We start from the raw sequence: 15,991 nt of genomic DNA, 5'->3' as shown, positions 1-15,991 counted from the left end.
CCACCAGCATGCCAAGCGCGCCGTCGCGTGATGTGGCGGCGGTGCAAAGTTTTGTAGGTTGGGGGGCGTCAGCGGCCTTCCCGGCGCAGGGCATCCAGCCCTTGGGCGAGCGGCGGCCAGTGGTGCGCGGCTTCGGCCGGCTGGCTGGCGGCGCAGGCGTCTTCCAGGGCGCGGGCGTGCTGGGCCAGCGCGGGCTCGCCGATCAGGCTGAGCACGGCCTTGAGCCCGTGGCTGACGTGGCGCAGCGTCGCCAGGTCCTGGCTGGCCAGGGCGGCGTGGCCGCGCTGCAGGTCGTCGGCGAAGCGCGCGAGGCAGCCGGCGAGGAAGGCATCGAACATGGCCGCATCGCCGCCGAAGTGCTCGTCCACGGCGGCAGCGCGGCGGGCCGGGGGCGGTACTTCGGACGCGGGTGCGGCGCTGGTGGGCTCGCTCGCCTGCAGGGCGCTGCTGACGGCGTCCAGCAAGGCGGCCAGCGAGACCGGTTTGCGCAGCGTCTGCTGCACGCCCAGCTCGTGCAGCGACGCGAGGCGCTCCGGCGTGAGGCCGGCGCTGAAGGCGATCCAGGGTGTGCCCTGTCGTGCATGGCCGGCTTCCATCAGTTCGATGGAGGAGCCGTCGGGCAGCATCAGGTCGGTGATGACGGCGTCAAAGCGCTGCTGGGCCAGTTGCTGCCGGGCCTCGGCCAAGGTGCCGGCGGTGCTCAGATCGACTGTCAGCTCCTCCAGCGCCAGGGCCACGAAGCGCGCGATGGACGCGTCGTCTTCGATCAGCAGCACGCGGGCGCTCATTGGGGTGGCTTGAACGGGGCCAGCAGCGGCGGCAGTTCGCGCACCAACTGCGGCTTGTGCACGACGGGCACGCCATCGAGTGCAAAGGCATAAGGCGCGCGCTGGGACTCGTCGAGCGAGGTGACCACGATCAGCCGGCTGCGCGCGAACTGTGGATCGGAGCGCAGGCCGGTGATCAAGGTGGCGCCATCGATGCCGGGCAGCAGGATGTCCACCAGCAGCAAGTCGGGGTCGAGGCGGCCAGCCAGCCCCAAGCCCCCGATGCCGTCGGAGGCAACGTGCAGCTCGGCATCAGGCAGCTCGCGCTTGACGATCAGGCTGACCAGGTTCTGGAAGTGGGCGGAGTCCTCGATCAGCAGGATGCGCAGTGGCGCCGGGCGGCTGGCCGGGGCGGCGCCCAGATCGGCCGGGCGCGTGGCGCCAAAGCTGCGCGTGGCGGCGGGGCCCAAGGCACCGGGCTGGGTGGCAGGCCCGCCCGCGCCACGCTGCGCCAGCCAGGCACGGATGGAAGCGCGCGAGATGCGTCGGTGGCCGCCGGGCGTCTTCCAGGCCTGCAGGTCGCCGCGGTCCACCATCAGCTGCACCGAGCGCACGGCCATGCCCAGCCACTGGGCGGCTTCGGTGGTGGAGCAGGTGTCGTCTCCCACGGCGGGGGCGAGCGCTTCAGGAGAGGGCGTTGGCATGGCAGCGGCCTTGACAAGGGACGCGAGACATTTTGCCGAATTTATCGATGCTGCGGTCAAGATTGGAGATGATGCAAACTGCCAAATTGATATATTTGATCCAGGCGACGGCAATACGTCGCAACTCAGTCTCAGGAGTCGAGGATGAAATCCCTGCCGCCCCCGCCCCTTCCCAGCCTTGTGGTGTCGGAGCGTTTCCCAGAACCGCCCATGGTGGAAGCACCGGCGGCGTCCGATGCGGCCTTTGCCTTTGCTGCCAGCGCCACGGCGCAGATGGAGCGTCTGCTGGCCGACCTGGGGCGTGTCTACCGTGAGCGCAACACCGCGCTGCATGACCTGGAGCAGTCCCACCTGGAGACCCTGATGCGCCTGGCCGTGGCCGCCGAGCTGCGCGACGGCGACACCGGCGTGCACATCCTGCGCCTGGGCTATCTGGCCGAGGCCCTGGCGCGCGACCTGGGGGTGCCGGCCCCGGTGGCCCGCCACCTGCGCCTGGCCGCGCCCATGCACGACATCGGCAAGATCGGCATCGCCGACGACGTGCTCAAGAAGCCGGGGCAGCTCACCCCCGAGGAGCGCCAGTTGATGTGCGCCCACCCGCAGATGGGCGCCGACATCCTGGGCCACTCCAACATCCCGCTCTTCGAGCTGGCCGCCGAGGTGGCCCTGCACCACCACGAGCGCTGGGATGGCGGCGGCTACCCGGCCGGGCTCAAGGGCGCCGAGATCCCGCTGTCGGGCCGCATCGTGGCCGTCGTGGACTTCTTCGACGCGCTGACCATGGACCGCTGCTACCGCCCGGCCTATGACGACGAGGTGGCTCTGGAGATGCTCGCGGCCGAGGCTGGCCGGCTCTTCGACCCCGAGATCGTGGCCACCTTCCTGGCCAATGCCCCGGGGCTGATCGCGCTGCGCGACTGGGTCAACCTGACCCAGCCCAGCTTTGCCCAGATGGCCGACCGCGAGACCGTGCCGCCAACACCCGCCGCTGAACGCTGCAAACCGACGCGCGACCTGCTGCGCGAGCCCGATTACTTCCGCCAAGGAGACCTGTGATGAGCACGCTGATGTCGCCGTTTCGTTCCCTTTTCGCGATGGCCGCTCTCGGCCTGGGCTTGGCCAGCCAAACCGCCACCTCCAGCGCCATCGCCGGCCCGGTGGCCGACCGCGTGCAGCGTGCGCAGGAGATGCGCTTTTGCATCTGGACCGACTACTACGGCATCAGCGCTCGCAATGCGCGCACCGGCCAGCTCTCGGGCATCGACATCGACCTCTCGGCCGCACTGGCTTCCGACCTCAAGGTGGGGCTGAAGTACGTCGAATCCTCGTTCGCCAGCTTGATCGACGACCTGCGCAACGACAAGTGCGATGTGGCCATGTTCGCCGTGGGCATGACACCGCAGCGCGTGGCGGTGCTGCGCTTCTCGCGGCCTTATCTGGCCAGCGACATCTATGCCGTGACGACCAAGAGCAGCCGTGCCATCACCCGCTGGGAGGACATCGACCGCCCCGGCGTGCGCGTGGCCGTGCAGGCCGGAACCTTCATGGAGCCCGTGATGGCCGCTGCGCTCAAGCAGGCCACGATGGTCGTGATCCGCCCGCCCGACACGCGGGAGCGCGAGCTGGAGGCCGGGCGGGTCGATGTGTTCATGACCGACTATCCCTACAGCCGCCGCCTGCTCGACAACGCCGACTGGGCCCGCCTCGTGGCGCCGCCCACGCCCTTCCATGTGCTGCCCTATGCCTATGCCGTGAAGCCGGGTGACGATGCCTGGGCGCAGCAGGTGGACGACTTCGTCGCGCGCATTCAGCAAGACGGGCGCTTGCAGTGGGCCGCCAAGCGGCACGGCCTGTCTGAGATCGTGCGGGCTCGCTGATGGACACCGCAGTGGGCGCCCCCGCCGCCGAGCCACTGGCCCCACTGTGGCGGCTGCCCGCCAGCCGCGCGCTGGGCTTGCTGAGCTGGCTGGTGCCGGCCCTGGTGTTGCTGGCCGGCGGCCTGCTGCTGGCGCGTGAGTACCGCGTGATGCGAGGCCAGCAGGCCGAGCGCCAAGCCCTGCTGGCCCGCGTGCTGGAGGACCACGCCACGCGCAGCCTTGATTCGGTGGCACTTGCCCTTAGTGGCTTGGCCGACGCTGCGGCGCGCGGCGTGCCGCCCGAGGGCTTGCGTCCGCTGATGCAGCAAAGCTTGACCGCCTTGACGACGCTGCGCGGTGTGGCCCTGCTGGATGGGCGAGGCCATGTGCTGGCCGCCTCGGATGCTGCCGATGTCGGTGTCTTCGTGGACCTCGTGCGCCTGGGTATCAGCGGCGCCGCAGCGGCCGAAGGGCGTGGCGAGGTGGTGGGGCGCTTCGTGGCAGCGCGGCAGCTCTCAAGCCTGGACCAGCAGGTGCCCCAGGGCGTGGGCTTCGTGCCCTTTGCGCGGCCGGTGCGCCTGCCCGGCGGCGAGCCGGGCTGGGCGCTGGCCTTGCTCAACCCCGATGCCTTTGCCAACTTCCAGCAGGTCGCGCTGGCCGACTCAGCCAGCGCCGGCGCGCTGATGCGCCTGGATGGCGAGTTTGTGGCGGCGACGCTGGAGAGCGGCGTCGAGGTCGGCATGCGCCAGCCCCAGCTGCCAGCGCTGGCGCGCGTGAACGCCGGGGAGGAATTTGGCGCCTGGGAGGGTGAGGGCCTGAGCCCCGGCACCCACCTGGCGGCCTTCCGGGCCTTGCGCCTGCGGCCACTGCTGGTCGTGGTCGAGACCGAGGTCGACGAGATCCACGACCGCTGGTGGGCACGGGCGCGCAGCCCCCTGCTGCTGACGCTGACCACCGCGCTGGCGCTGGGCCTGCTGGCACGCGCCGCAGCGGCCAGCCTGCGCTCGCGCGAGCGGGCCCGTGAGGCGCTCGACGTGGCCCGCCAACGCGTGGAGGCCAGCGAGCAGGAGCTGCGCGCTCAGCTCGGCTTTGCGCGCAGCCTGCTGGCCAGCAACCCCCTGCCCATGGCCGTGCTGGACGGCGAGCGCCGCTACCTGGACGTCAACCCCGCGTGGGAGCAGTTCACCGGCCAGCGGCGTGAGGCAGTCCTGGGCCAGCCCGCGCGCAACGAGTGCTCGGCCGAAGCCTCGGCCCTGCATGCGCAGATGGACGCCCAGCTGATGGCCGAGGGCGGCGAGCGCCACTACGAGGCGGTCTGGTGCAACGCCAACGGCCGCCAGCGCGACCTCTTCATCAGCAAGGCCAGCTTTCCCGGCACCGATGGCCGGCCCGGCGGCATCGTCGTCGCCTTCATGGACATCTCGGAGTTCCGTGAGGCCGAGCGCACCACGCGTGCGGCGCGCGACGCGGCACTGGAGACCTCCCGCGCCAAGTCCGAGTTCATCGCCAACGTCAGCCACGAGCTGCGCACCCCGCTGCAGTCCATCCTCGGCTTCTCGGAGCTGGGCCAGGTGCGGGCGCGCGCGCATCCCCGGCTGGCCGACATGTTTGCCGACGTGCACAACGCCGGCCGCCGCATGCTGGCCCTGGTGAACGACTTGCTCGACCTCTCCAAGATCGAGCAGGCGCAGGAGCAGCTCCACCCCGAGCGGCAAGACCTGCGGCCGCTGCTGCGCGAGCTGGCCGCCGAGCTGCAGCCGCTGCTGGCCGACAAGCAGCTCGGCCTCAGCGTGCGCGGCGGCGACCAGGAGCTCGTGGCCCTGGTGGATGCCCCGCGCCTGCAGCAGGTGCTGCGCAACCTGCTGGCCAATGCCATCAAGTTCTCGCCTTCAGGCGCTGCAGTCGAGCTGCTGGCAGGCGTGGACGGCCAGCGCCTGCGCATCGACGTGCTGGACCGCGGCCCCGGCATCCCACCGGCTGAGTTGGAGCAGATCTTCGAGGCCTTCGTGCAATCCACCGCCACCAAGGACGGCTCGGGCGGCACGGGCTTAGGGCTGGCCATCGCCCGGCGCCTCGTCGTGGCCCACGGCGGCGAGCTGCGTGCCGCCAACCGCGCGGGCGGCGGGGCGGTCTTCAGCGTGTGGCTACCCGCCACGCGCTTTGGCGACACCACGCCGGCCGCGCTGTGAGCGAGGCCGACAGGATTCTGCCAATTCGTTCACAGACAGTAGATTCGATTGTAAATATCATTTGTATCAAATGAATTGAATCGAGCCCGATTCGCAGCCTGACCGAGGAGGTCACCATGCACGCCACGCTTGCCGAAATCCTGGAGAACCAGAAATCCGGTCTCCTTTGGGTGACGCACGACGGCATCGTGCGCTACGCCAACGGCGACGCCTGCTCCCGCACCGGCCTGGCCGGTGGCAGCAAGCTCTACGACCCGGACCTCGTTCAAGCCGTGGAGCGCTCGGCGCTGCAGCGCGTCAGCGCGTTGCTCACGGTCCCTGGTCGCCCCACGGCGCTGGGCGAGGTCATCCCCGAGCTGCGCTGCCGCGTGGTGCCTGGGCTGGCCAAGGACGATGCCTTCGTCTTCCTGCGGGACGAGAGCTCGTCCGACCCTGGCATCGCCTACGAGAACCTGATGGAGATCATCCGCACCGACCTGCGCGAGCCGCTGAAGGAAGCGCATGGGGCCCTGACGATGCTGCACCCCGACGTGGCGCACCTGGCCGACCACGCGGTGTCCCAGATCCAGGAGGTCTTGCAGGCCCTGGACAAGCTGCTCGACCTGGCCGGCCTGTGGCACAGCGGCGCATTGCTGGCCACCGACCGCATCGAGCTGTGGCCGCTGCTGCAATCGGTCTGGGGGGAGTTGCAGCCCCAGGCCATCCAGCGCGGCGTCAAGGTGCGCTTCCAGTCGCAGGACGAGACGGCCAACCTCGCCACGCTCTACGGCAGCGAGACCTGGCTGCGCCGCGTCTTCCTGGAATGCCTGGAGGTGGCGCTGCGCACTGCGCCGCGTGGCAGCAACCTGGTGATCGAACACCGCCAGCTCGGGCCGCGCGCGCTGATCGTGTTCCGCGACAGCGGCGTGTTCTCGGCCCACATCGGGGGCATCGAAATCGAGGCCAAGCCCAGCGCCGAGGGCAACAAGCCCAATGTGAAGGCAGCCCGCGAGCGCCTGGGCTTCCAGCTCTGCCGCCACGTGCTCTCGCTGCACGGTGGCCAGCTGCGCGAGGAGGTCGAGGACGGCAGCCGCCACTTCCTGATCGACCTGCCCACCGGCGCCCCGGCCCGCAGCACCGACCCGCAGATCGACATTGCCCAAGCCCAGCGTTACGCGAGTGACCTGGCTGCACTGATGGCGCGGGCTCGCCGCAAGACCACCGCCTGACCCCCGTCGCCCACCCGCTCTACTGTTTGCACCTGGAGGCCCACCATGAAGCGCGTACTCATCGTTGAAGACCAGCCCGACATCCGCAAGCTCATCCACATGACGCTGGAGTTCGAGGCCTACGAGATCCACGAGGCCGCTGACGGCGTGTCCGGCCTGCGCATGGCCCAGGCCCTGCAGCCCGACCTGATGCTGCTCGACGTGATGATGCCTGGCGAGCTGGATGGCCTGCAGGTCTGTCAGCGCGTCAAGCACGACCCGGCGCTCGCGCACGTCAAGGTGGTGCTGCTGACGGCACGCGGCCAGGCGCGGGACCGCGAGGCCGGCGGCAAGGCCGGGGCCGACGAATACCTCGTCAAGCCCTTCAGCCCGCTGCAGCTGATCGACACCATCGAGAAGCTCACTGCCGAAGCATGAGGAGCCCGCCATGCACACCGTGTCCGCTGCAGAGCGCACGGCGCAGGGCCTGATCAATGCCGTCCCGGACGCCATCCTGGGCGTCGATGGCCAGGGCCTGATCCGCAGCGCCTCCCATGCCGTGGCCAGCATCTTTGGCCGTGAGCCCGCTGACCTGTGCGGCCAGCCGCTGACCGCCTTGCTACCCGGCCTCACCGCCGAGGACGCCGAGCGCCGCACCTTGGCCGGCCTCTTCATGCGGGCCAGCCAGACGCATGTGGCCCGCTTCGAGGGCACCGCGCTGCGCCACGGGGGCACCAGCTTCCCGGCTGAAGTCTCCCTGGCGCGCCTCGACCCCGGCGCCGACGAGGCGGACGCAGAGGCCGTGCGCTACGCCTGCGTCGTGCGCGACGTGACCGACCAGAAGCTGCTCGACGAGATGCTGCTGCTCTACACCAGCGCGCTGGCCTGCTGCAGCAATGGCGTGGTGATCTGGGACATGAGCCTGCGCGGCCGCCCCATCATCTACGTCAATGCCGCCTACAGCCGCATCACCGGCTATGAAGCCCATCAGGCCATCGGCCGCAATGGTGACTTCCTGCTGGGCAGCGACACGGCCCAGCCCGAGCTCGACACCCTGCGCCGCGCCGTGCTGACCGGCGAGAGCTGTACCGCCGTGCTGCGCAACTACCGCGCCGACGGCAGCCTCTTCTTCAACGAGCTGTCCATCGCCCCCGTCAAGCTGGGCGACGGCCCGCCGCGCCACTACGTGGGCATCCTCAACGACGTGACCGAGCGCGAGCGGGCGCGCCTGGCCATTGCCGAGCGCAACGCCCGGCTGTCCACGGTGTTCGACCTCAGCCCGGACGGATTCCTCGTCTTTGACCGCGAGGGCCAGCTGGTCTACGTCAACAACGCCTTCCTGCAGATGATGGAGTGGGAGCCCGGCATCATCGAAAGCGGCCTGCACTTGCTGGAGCTGGACCGCCGCATCCGCGCCATGGCCGACCCGGCGTACAGCTTCCCGCCGCTCAGCATGCAGGCCGATGCCGATGGCGGTTTCGACACCATGGACCTGCTGCACCTCTCGCAGCCGCGCACCCGGGTGCTGACGCGCCTGGCGCGCCACAACGCGGGGGGGCAGGGTGAGTCCATCCTCTACTTCCGCGACGTGACGCACGAGAGCGAGGTGGACCGCATGAAGAGCGAGTTCCTGACCACCGCCGCGCACGAGCTGCGCACGCCCATGGTCAGCGTGTTCGGCTTCACCGAGCTGCTGCTGCGCCGCCCAGTGCCCGAGCCGCGCAAGCGCGACGTGCTGGAGACCATCCACCGCCAAGCTTCGCTTCTCATCACCATGATCAACGACCTGCTGGACCTGGCGCGCATCGAGTCCCGCCAGGGCAGTGACCTGAAGTTCAGCCATGTCCGTGTTGGCGAGCTGGTGCAGGACACCGTGGACCGCATGGCCGGCGCCTTGGCCGGGCACGAGCTGCGCGTTGAGCTGCCTGCTGCGCATGGCGCCCTGCACCTGTGGGCCGACGGCGCCAAGGCCTCGCAGGCGCTGACGAACGTGATCTCCAACGCCATCAAGTACTCCAAGCCCGGTACTCGGGTGACCGTGGCTTGCCGGCTGGACGACGCCAACCGGCGCCTGGGCCTGGTGGTGCAGGACCAGGGCATTGGCATGTCGCAGGCCCAGCTCGACCGCGTGTTCGAGCGCTTCTACCGCGCCGACCCCAGCGGCAACATCCCGGGCACCGGCCTGGGCATGAGCCTCGTCAAGGAGCTGCTTGAGCAGCAGGGCGGGGACGTGCAGCTCAGCAGTGAGCCGGGGGTGGGCACGGAGGTGATGCTCTGGCTGCCGCTGGCGACTCATGAGCAGGCTTCGCCCGGCTCCGCCGCAGTGGCGCAGTAGTGCCGCCGCAGTGCTGTCTCAGCGCTGCAGGAACTGATCAATCGCCGACAACGTGCCGGCGTCCGCATTGAGGAACTGCAGGCCAAGCCGGAAGCCGCCGACCGAGCCCGCCAGCGTCACATTGACCACCCGCGCCCGCACCACCATTTGGCAGGCGCCCGTGCGGGTCGGCAGGCCGAGACGCACCACCAGGTCGGTGCCGAAGGAGAGGTTCCAGTCGCAGACCACCCCCATGCCCCCCTTGCCGATATCGAGGGTGCGGCCCTCTATCCGTTGGTTGTCGCCCACCACAAGCAGCACTTTCGTACGCAAGGGAAAGCGATCCGTGGCGCGTCGGTTCTCGACGCTGGCTCCAGGCAGGCTCATGGTGTTCTCCCCGTGTTGGACTTGCTGGAAGCCAGCGAGCCGCACAGCCGAACGTGCCGCTGCCGCGTGACGCATCGGGCCATGGCGCGACCATAGCGCGTCTGGCCTGACTTGTCAGTCGAGCGAACAGTCGGGCAAAGTTTGCGAGGCCTGCCCTCAGGCTAGGGTGTCGAAGCCGCTTGAGCGTCAGCGCTGAACGAACTGCTCAAGGGCCTGCGTCGCCTGCGGGCTCACGCCGCGGAACTGCAAACCCACCCGGAAGCCTCCGAGGGAGCCCGCCAGGGCGCCGTTGACGACGACCGCGTTCAGGATCAAGGGCACGGACGTGTGCTTGACGGGCAGGTTGAACTTGACCACGACCTGGGTGCCCACGGGCAGGTTCCAGTCGGACACGATGCCCATGCCACCCTTGCCCACGTCGAGCGAGCGCACGTCCAGGCGATGCTGATCCCCAATGACCACCAACACCTTGGTGCGCAAGGGGTAGCGCTCGACGGCGCGTCGATTGTCGGCAGCAACGGCGGGCAAAGACATCACGAGGCTCCCTCTGTGGCGGCGACTTTGGCCGCAAACCACTGCGACCACGCCGACACCTGCCCCACCCTCGGCCCTGCAGCAGGCGGCAGTGCGGGGAGGTCTGCGCAAGATAGACGGGAACGCCCCTCTGTGCCGCCACGCGAGCACGTCAAGCGTGCAGAGTCTGACACTTTGAGCGCCTGCTGCGCCCGGGGGTCTGAATGTGACGTTGCAGAGGTGTCACGTCATGCGCAGATCACATCAGCCACTCTCACTTATTGCCGGGCCTCCAGGCTCACGCGCAGGGTGCGCGGCTGCTCTTCGTAGCTGAACAGCGGGGACTTGCTGGCCAGGCGCAGGTTGGTGGCGTTGTCCAGCCCCACGCGAAGCGTGAAGCCGTCGGCAAGCTGTCGCTTCAGGTGCAGGTTGAGCTGGGTCACCGTGGGCACGGTCTGCGGCGGCTGGCCGGCGGTGGCGGAGGCCAGGTGCAGGCCCGATTGCACATCCAGCGTGCCGCCGGCGGCCCAGGGGCCGTCGCGCCAGTCGCCGCGCAGAGCCCAGGTGCGGGTGGCGCGCTTTTCAAGGGGCAGGCCCTGGCCGTCGTGGGCGCTCAGCCAGGTGCCCGAGACCCGCCATTGCCAGGCGCCGGCGCGCCAGCCTGCGCTGGCCTCGGCGCCGCGCAGCACGGCTCGGTCCACGTTGCGGAACTGGTAGGTGCCGCTGGCCGGCGTGCCGCTGAGCAGCACCGGCGTGATCAGGTCGTGGATGCGGTTCTGGAACAGCATCAGGCTGGCCCCGGTGTTGGCACGGTCCCAGGCCAGGCCGGCTTCCAGGCTGCGGTTCAGCTCGGGCCGCAGGCCGGCCTGGCCGAGGTAGGTGCTGGGGCCCTCGTCCTCACGGTAGGCGGGGTTGACCTGCTTGAGATTGGGCGCCTTGAAGCCGCTGCCCGCGCCGCCCTTCAACACCAAATCCGGCACCCATTCGGGCGCCAGGTTCCACACGGCATAGACGCGTGGGCTCCACTGCGAGGCATAGCCCTGGGTGTTGTCGTGGCGCAGGCCGCCGGTGAGCAGCAGGCTGCGCCCGAAGCGCGCTTCGTCCTGCACGTACAGGCCGGTGTGCCGGGCCTGGGCGTGGCCGCCGGGCAGGGCGGCGTTGTCCAGCCACTCGGTGCGGTGCTCGAAGCCGGCGGTCAGCTGCTGGCCGCCGGGCAAGGGCTGGGCAAACTGACCTTCCAACACTTGGTCGCCGAGGATGTTGGGGCGCAGCGGCGCGACGCCGTTGCTGCGGTAGTTGCGGGTGTCTAGCCGGTTTTCGTAGACGCGCAGCAGGCTCTCGCGGCCACCGCCCCAGTCGGCCTCCCAGGCCAGCAGGTGGTGATCGCGCACCAGCGGGGTTTCGCTTTGGTAGAGCCGCTTTTTGCCGCTGCGCTCGCGGGCGTCAAACCAGCGCAGCTCGTCGGCGTGGCGGGCGTCGAGCTTGACGATGTGGCCCTCCACCGGCAGCCAGGCCAGGTGCACGGCGGCCTCACGGGGGCGCCGGCCCTCCACGGCGGTCAGCGTCGCGTCTGTGGCCTGCGGCGTGGACTGGCGGCGCCCATCCGCCAGGCTGATGCCGAAGCGCAGCTGCGGGCTGAAGCTGCCGCGCAGCGCGGCCTGCAGGCGGTGGCCGTCGCCGCCATCCTGGCCGAAGCGGGCCTCGGCAAAGGCGCGCGCCTCCAGCTCGCCGCTCAGCGGCTGGGTGATGACGTTGATGACGCCGCCGAGGGCCTCGGCGCCATAGAGCACCGACATCGGGCCGCGCACCACCTCGACCCGCGCGATGTCCATCGCGCCGGTCCAATCGAGCTGGTAGTCGGACGAGCCCACCAGGCCATCGCTGGCGCTGATGCGGGCGCCGTCCACCAGCACCAGCACGTGGCGCGGGTCCATGCCGCGCAGCGACAGCGCCTTGCGCCCGCCCGTGGGTCGGCCAAAGGTGCTGACGCTGGGCTCGGTGCGCAGGGCCTGCAGCAGGTTCTCGGTGCCGCGCTCGGCCAGCTCTTCCTGGCTGACGACGGTGAGGGCCGCCGGCGCGTCCTGCAGCGGCAGCGCATGGCGCGTGGCCGTGACCACCACCTGGGGCAGGCTGTTCGCCTGGGCCAGGGCGGCGTTGGTTGACAGGGCCAGCAGTGCCGCAAGACCGAGACGGCTCAGGGTGTGGCTGGGACGGAGAGCAGGAGTGTTTGTGTTTTTCATGCGCCAAAGCTTCGGCCCGATGGGGCGGGCTTGTCAGCCGCGATCTGCACACGGCTTGACGCATCACAAGCGGGAATCGCCGACTGTTGCAGCGCACAAATTTCTTAAGACGGTTCAAGGACGCGCGGCGCCGTGCTTCCGACGATGCCCAGGCACTCAACGAAAAGGACCCACCATGAAGCTCTTCAAAGTCGCTCCGGTGCTGACCCTGATGGCAGCCGCACTGTGCGTGCAGGCCCAGAACAAGGAGCACTCCGACACCCAGATCAAGTACCACGCCGGCCCTTCGCCGCTGGCTGACGTGCCCATGTACCAGGCCACCAACCCCAAGGCCCCGCCGATGACGCAGGCCGAGTTCGACAAGGCCCGCCAGATCTACTTCGAGCGCTGCGCCGGCTGCCACGGCGTGCTGCGCAAGGGCGCCACCGGCAAGCCCCTGACGCCCGACATCACCCTGGCCAAGGGCACCGACTACCTCAAGGTCTTCATCGCCTACGGCAGCCCGGCCGGCATGCCCAACTGGCAGACCAGCGGCGAGATGAGCGAGCAGGACGTGGACATCATGGCCCGCTACGTCCAGCACGACCCACCCACCCCGCCCGAGTTCGGCATGGCCGACATGAAGGCCACCTGGAAGGTGATCGTGCCGCCCGAAAAGCGGCCCACCAAGAAGCTCAACAACTACAACATCACCAACATCTTCTCGACGACGCTGCGTGACACCGGCGAGGTGGCCCTGATCGACGGCGACACCAAGCAGATCATCAACATCGTCAAGACCGGCTACGCGGTGCACATCTCGCGGCTGTCGGCCTCGGGGCGCTATCTGTTCGTGATCGGGCGTGACGCCAAGATCAACATGATCGACCTCTGGATGGAGAAGCCCGACAACGTGGCCGAGGTGCGCGTGGGCCTGGAAGCCCGCTCGGTGGACACCAGCAAGTTCAAGGGCTTTGAAGACAAGGTGGCCATTGCCGGCAGCTACTGGCCGCCGCAGTACACCCTGATGAAGGGCGACACCCTGGAGCCGCTCAAGATCGTCTCCACCCGCGGCAACACCGTGGACAAGCAGGAGTACCACCCCGAGCCGCGCGTGGCCTCCATCGTGGCCAGCCACTTCAAGCCCGAGTTCGTCGTCAACGTGAAGGAAACCGGCAAGACCCTGCTGGTGGACTACAGCAATGTCGACGCGCTCAAGATCACCGAGATCGGCACCGCCCGCTTCCTGCATGACGGTGGCCTGGACTCGACGCACCGCTACTTCCTGGTGGCCGCCAACCAAAGCAACAAGATTGCTGCGGTGGACCTGAAGGAAGGCAAGCTGGTCAAGCTGATCGACGTGGGCAAGATCCCCCACCCGGGCCGTGGCGCCAACTTCATCCACCCCACCTATGGGCCCGTCTGGAGCACTGGCCACCTGGGCGACGAGAGCATCAGCCTGATCGGGACCGACCCGGTCAAGCACCCGCAGTACGCCTTCAAGAAGGTGGCCGAGCTCAAGGGCCAAGGCGGCGGGGCGCTCTTCATCAAGAGCCACCCCAAGAGCAACCACCTCTACAGCGACACGCCGCTCAACCCCGACTCGGCCATCTCGCAGTCCGTCGCGGTCTACGACATCAACCACCTCGACAAGGGCTTCACCGTGCTGCCGATCGCGCAGTGGGCTGACCTCAAGGACGACGGTGCCAAGCGCGTGGTTCAGCCTGAGTACAACAAGGCGGGCGACGAGGTGTGGTTCTCGGTCTGGAGCGCCAAGAACAAGCAGTCGGCCCTGGTCGTCGTTGACGACAAGACCCTGAAGCTCAAGGCCGTCATCAAGGACCCGCGCCTGATCACCCCAACGGGCCACTTCAACGTGCACAACACGCAGCACGACATCTACTAGGAGATCACCATGAAAGCCCTCGCAATCATGCTGGCCGCTGCCCTGGTGGGCGGCCCCGCCCTGGCCAACCCCGAGGAAGCCATCACCAAGGCTGGCTGCATGGCCTGCCATGCCAAGGACAAGAAGATCCTCGGCCCCGCGTTCAAGGACGTGGCCGCCAAGTACAAGGGCAACAAGGACGCCGCCGCGCTACTGGCCGACAAGGTGCGCAAGGGCGGCAAGGGCGTGTGGGGGCCCATCCCCATGTCGCCCAACGGCCCCGACAAGATCAGCGATGCCGACTTGAAGGCCGCGATCGACTGGATCCTGGCGCAGTAAAGCGCAGTCAAAGAGCAGGAGCTCGGTGGTCAATGACGATCACCGATTTGGCCCGGGGGCCTATGGCCCCTCGGGCCGTTTTTGCTTTGGCTTCAGTTTGCCAAGTGGCGGGACAAGCCTTCGGCGTCGAGGATGTGGATGTCGCGCCGGTCGATCTCGATCAGGCCGGTGCTCTCCAGCTCGTGCAGCACGCGCGAGAAGTACTCGGGCGTGAGGCTCAGGCGCGAGGCCACGGTGGCCTTGCTGACCGGCAGCGACACGGTGACCGGGCGCCCGTCGTCGCGGCCATCGGCGATGTCGCGCAGCAGATAGCCCACCACGCGCTGCACACCCGACTGCAGCGCATAGGCCTGCACGTCATGCACGAGGCCGTGCAGGCGGCGTGACAGGCCGGCCAGCATCTTCAGCGCCAGGCGCCCGTCGGATGCCAGCTCGGTCATCAGCGCCGCGCGCGGCACCTCCACCAGCAGGCAGTCGGCCAGGGCCTGCGCGTTCACGAGGCAGGGCTTGCCCAGGAACATCAGCGCCTCGGCAAAGCTCTGGCCCGGGCCGCACAGCTCGATGACCTTCTCATTGCCATTGGGCGCGATCACGAACAGCCGCACCTGCCCGCCCGCCACCACGAAGAAGGACTCGCAGGGGTCGCCCATGCGGAACACCATCTCGCCACGCTCAAAGCGCCGCAGCTTGCAGGCCGGGCCCAGGCGGCGCAGCGCGTCGTCATCGATGTCGGTGAACAGCGGCAGGCGCCGCAGGAAGGCGCAGGTGTCAAAAGGGGCAAGCATGGGCGGCATGCTCGCCGCTGCCCAGCCCAAAGGGCTTGACGTTGATCAATCCGCGAGCAACGCCGGATCAGCGTTGCCCCTAGTGCCCCTACTGCGCCTATTGCCGCGCAGCCCGCTCTTCTTCCTGCGCCGCCAGCACCGCCTCGCGCCACAGCTTGGCCGGGATGAAGTTGCGCAGCTGGCCCATGGCCTTCTCGATCAAGGCCGGGTGCAGGCCGTGGTCCAGGTGGGGCAGCAGGTCGGCCGTCACATCGGCCCCCAGGCTGACCAGCGCCTGCGCCGCGTCCACCACCCGGCGGTAGGGGAAGCGCGCGTCCGCCAGGCCATGCATCAGGTGGATGCACACGTCCTGCGGCGCATGCGTGGGCCGGGCCAGGTAACCGCCAGCAAAGCCCATCACGCGGCCGGCCAGCGCGGGCTCGGCTTGCACCGCCTCCAGCGCCATCAGCGCGCCATCGCCCAGGCCCGCCAGCGCCACACGCTGCCAGGGCAGGTCCAGCAGCGCCGCCTCGGCACGCACCCGCTGGATCAAGCCAGGCAGCGCGGCCTCCAGGCCTTCAGGGCTGGGCTCTGGGCTCGGCCACCAGACGCAGCGGCCGGTGGCGTCGCGCAGCGGGGCGTGCAGCGCCATCTGGGCGGCATTGGGGTAGTGGTGGCGCAGCGCGTCGGACAGCGGGGCCAGCAGGTCCGGCCCATCGGGCGCCAGGCCGCCGTCGTGCACCAGCACAAAAAGCAGATCGGGGGGCGTGGTGCCGGTAGAGGAAGACATCGACATGCCCCGATTGTTGCGCGGCGCCCCGGCGCTATGCTGGCCCGAACCGCTTTAGGCGCGCCTTCGCGCCGCCG

Annotated in this window: 15 protein-coding genes; 8 read left to right on the top strand and 7 right to left on the bottom strand. The window is 69.1% G+C overall.

The annotated features are described in order from the left end of the window. Nucleotides 1-68: 68 nt before the first annotated feature. Together ABDJ85_RS18945 and ABDJ85_RS18940 are read right to left on the bottom strand one after the other, a co-directional pair. Entirely contained in the window at nt 69-788 is a 720-nt protein-coding gene (locus ABDJ85_RS18945; protein ID WP_347706370.1) for a response regulator, read from the bottom strand. Then, the gene (locus tag ABDJ85_RS18940) at nt 785-1,471 is read right to left on the bottom strand and encodes a response regulator (protein WP_347706369.1); all 687 of its coding nucleotides are present in this window, start codon (nt 1,469-1,471) and stop codon (nt 785-787) included. The genes ABDJ85_RS18945 and ABDJ85_RS18940 overlap by 4 nt, the downstream gene beginning before the upstream one ends. A gap of 210 nt (nt 1,472-1,681) precedes the next feature. On the opposite strand from ABDJ85_RS18940, the gene ABDJ85_RS18935 reads away from it, so the two are divergent. The 6 genes from ABDJ85_RS18935 (at nt 1,682) to ABDJ85_RS18910 (ending at nt 9,038) form a co-directional block, all read left to right on the top strand. Continuing rightward, nucleotides 1,682-2,527 carry an HD-GYP domain-containing protein gene (locus ABDJ85_RS18935; protein WP_347706368.1) on the top strand — a complete coding sequence of 282 codons (846 nt, stop codon included), beginning with the start codon at nt 1,682-1,684 and terminating at the stop codon, nt 2,525-2,527. Beyond that, nucleotides 2,527-3,348: a substrate-binding periplasmic protein gene (locus ABDJ85_RS18930; RefSeq protein ID WP_430765572.1), complete on the top strand. Its 822-nt coding sequence runs from the start codon at nt 2,527-2,529 to the stop codon at nt 3,346-3,348. Before ABDJ85_RS18935 ends, ABDJ85_RS18930 begins: the two co-directional genes overlap by 1 nt. Further along, nucleotides 3,348-5,516 (top strand): ATP-binding protein, encoded by a 2,169-nt coding sequence (locus ABDJ85_RS18925; protein ID WP_347706367.1) that lies wholly within the window; start codon nt 3,348-3,350, stop codon nt 5,514-5,516. The genes ABDJ85_RS18930 and ABDJ85_RS18925 overlap by 1 nt, the downstream gene beginning before the upstream one ends. A gap of 116 nt (nt 5,517-5,632) precedes the next feature. Further along, a complete protein-coding gene (locus ABDJ85_RS18920; protein ID WP_347706366.1) occupies nt 5,633-6,724 on the top strand; it encodes a sensor histidine kinase in 1,092 nt (363 codons plus the stop codon). A gap of 45 nt (nt 6,725-6,769) precedes the next feature. After that, nucleotides 6,770-7,141 (top strand): response regulator transcription factor, encoded by a 372-nt coding sequence (locus tag ABDJ85_RS18915; RefSeq protein ID WP_347706365.1) that lies wholly within the window; start codon nt 6,770-6,772, stop codon nt 7,139-7,141. 10 nt (nt 7,142-7,151) lie between these two features. Further along, a complete protein-coding gene (locus ABDJ85_RS18910; RefSeq protein ID WP_347706364.1) occupies nt 7,152-9,038 on the top strand; it encodes a PAS domain-containing sensor histidine kinase in 1,887 nt (628 codons plus the stop codon). A gap of 18 nt (nt 9,039-9,056) precedes the next feature. Here ABDJ85_RS18910 and ABDJ85_RS18905 read toward each other — a convergent pair whose 3' ends face one another. The 3 genes from ABDJ85_RS18905 to ABDJ85_RS18895 form a co-directional block, all read right to left on the bottom strand. Next, the gene (locus ABDJ85_RS18905; RefSeq protein WP_347706363.1) at nt 9,057-9,404 is read right to left on the bottom strand and encodes a PilZ domain-containing protein; all 348 of its coding nucleotides are present in this window, start codon (nt 9,402-9,404) and stop codon (nt 9,057-9,059) included. 186 nt (nt 9,405-9,590) lie between these two features. Further along, on the bottom strand, nt 9,591-9,938 hold the full coding sequence (locus tag ABDJ85_RS18900) for a PilZ domain-containing protein (protein ID WP_347706362.1): 348 nt from the start codon (nt 9,936-9,938) through the stop codon (nt 9,591-9,593). A 257-nt stretch (nt 9,939-10,195) separates the two neighbouring features. Then, on the bottom strand, nt 10,196-12,157 hold the full coding sequence (locus ABDJ85_RS18895) for a TonB-dependent receptor plug domain-containing protein (protein ID WP_347706361.1): 1,962 nt from the start codon (nt 12,155-12,157) through the stop codon (nt 10,196-10,198). 175 nt (nt 12,158-12,332) lie between these two features. On the opposite strand from ABDJ85_RS18895, the gene ABDJ85_RS18890 reads away from it, so the two are divergent. Then, nucleotides 12,333-14,042, top strand: coding sequence for a cytochrome D1 domain-containing protein (locus ABDJ85_RS18890; protein ID WP_347706360.1), 1,710 nt, complete (start codon nt 12,333-12,335; stop codon nt 14,040-14,042). Between the two features lie 9 nt (nt 14,043-14,051). Then, on the top strand, nt 14,052-14,360 hold the full coding sequence (locus tag ABDJ85_RS18885; protein ID WP_347706359.1) for a c-type cytochrome: 309 nt from the start codon (nt 14,052-14,054) through the stop codon (nt 14,358-14,360). A 92-nt stretch (nt 14,361-14,452) separates the two neighbouring features. On the opposite strand, the gene ABDJ85_RS18880 is transcribed toward ABDJ85_RS18885, so the two are convergent. Both ABDJ85_RS18880 and ABDJ85_RS18875 read right to left on the bottom strand, forming a co-directional pair. Next, nucleotides 14,453-15,145, bottom strand: a complete 693-nt coding sequence (locus ABDJ85_RS18880) for a Crp/Fnr family transcriptional regulator (protein ID WP_347706358.1) — start codon at nt 15,143-15,145, stop codon at nt 14,453-14,455. 97 nt (nt 15,146-15,242) lie between these two features. Beyond that, complete coding sequence (locus tag ABDJ85_RS18875; protein ID WP_347706357.1) at nt 15,243-15,920, bottom strand: alpha/beta hydrolase family protein; 678 nt, start codon at nt 15,918-15,920, stop codon at nt 15,243-15,245. Nucleotides 15,921-15,991: the final 71 nt, after the last annotated feature.

It is taken from the genome of Roseateles paludis, from assembly GCF_039872745.1.
GTDB lineage: Bacteria > Pseudomonadota > Gammaproteobacteria > Burkholderiales > Burkholderiaceae_C > Pelomonas > Pelomonas paludis.
Note: the sequence above shows the minus strand (reverse complement) of the source record. Positions and strands in the feature narration are given on the sequence as shown.

Coding starts and splice junctions, on each gene's coding strand:
- ABDJ85_RS18945 (WP_347706370.1), bottom strand. CDS start 788: ATGAGCGCCCGCGTGCTGCTGATCGAAGACGACGCGTCCATCGCGCGC.
- ABDJ85_RS18940 (WP_347706369.1), bottom strand. CDS start 1,471: ATGCCAACGCCCTCTCCTGAAGCGCTCGCCCCCGCCGTGGGAGACGAC.
- ABDJ85_RS18935 (WP_347706368.1), top strand. CDS start 1,682: ATGGTGGAAGCACCGGCGGCGTCCGATGCGGCCTTTGCCTTTGCTGCC.
- ABDJ85_RS18930 (WP_430765572.1), top strand. CDS start 2,527: ATGAGCACGCTGATGTCGCCGTTTCGTTCCCTTTTCGCGATGGCCGCT.
- ABDJ85_RS18925 (WP_347706367.1), top strand. CDS start 3,348: ATGGACACCGCAGTGGGCGCCCCCGCCGCCGAGCCACTGGCCCCACTG.
- ABDJ85_RS18920 (WP_347706366.1), top strand. CDS start 5,633: ATGCACGCCACGCTTGCCGAAATCCTGGAGAACCAGAAATCCGGTCTC.
- ABDJ85_RS18915 (WP_347706365.1), top strand. CDS start 6,770: ATGAAGCGCGTACTCATCGTTGAAGACCAGCCCGACATCCGCAAGCTC.
- ABDJ85_RS18910 (WP_347706364.1), top strand. CDS start 7,152: ATGCACACCGTGTCCGCTGCAGAGCGCACGGCGCAGGGCCTGATCAAT.
- ABDJ85_RS18905 (WP_347706363.1), bottom strand. CDS start 9,404: ATGAGCCTGCCTGGAGCCAGCGTCGAGAACCGACGCGCCACGGATCGC.
- ABDJ85_RS18900 (WP_347706362.1), bottom strand. CDS start 9,938: ATGTCTTTGCCCGCCGTTGCTGCCGACAATCGACGCGCCGTCGAGCGC.
- ABDJ85_RS18895 (WP_347706361.1), bottom strand. CDS start 12,157: ATGAAAAACACAAACACTCCTGCTCTCCGTCCCAGCCACACCCTGAGC.
- ABDJ85_RS18890 (WP_347706360.1), top strand. CDS start 12,333: ATGAAGCTCTTCAAAGTCGCTCCGGTGCTGACCCTGATGGCAGCCGCA.
- ABDJ85_RS18885 (WP_347706359.1), top strand. CDS start 14,052: ATGAAAGCCCTCGCAATCATGCTGGCCGCTGCCCTGGTGGGCGGCCCC.
- ABDJ85_RS18880 (WP_347706358.1), bottom strand. CDS start 15,145: ATGCTTGCCCCTTTTGACACCTGCGCCTTCCTGCGGCGCCTGCCGCTG.
- ABDJ85_RS18875 (WP_347706357.1), bottom strand. CDS start 15,920: ATGTCGATGTCTTCCTCTACCGGCACCACGCCCCCCGATCTGCTTTTT.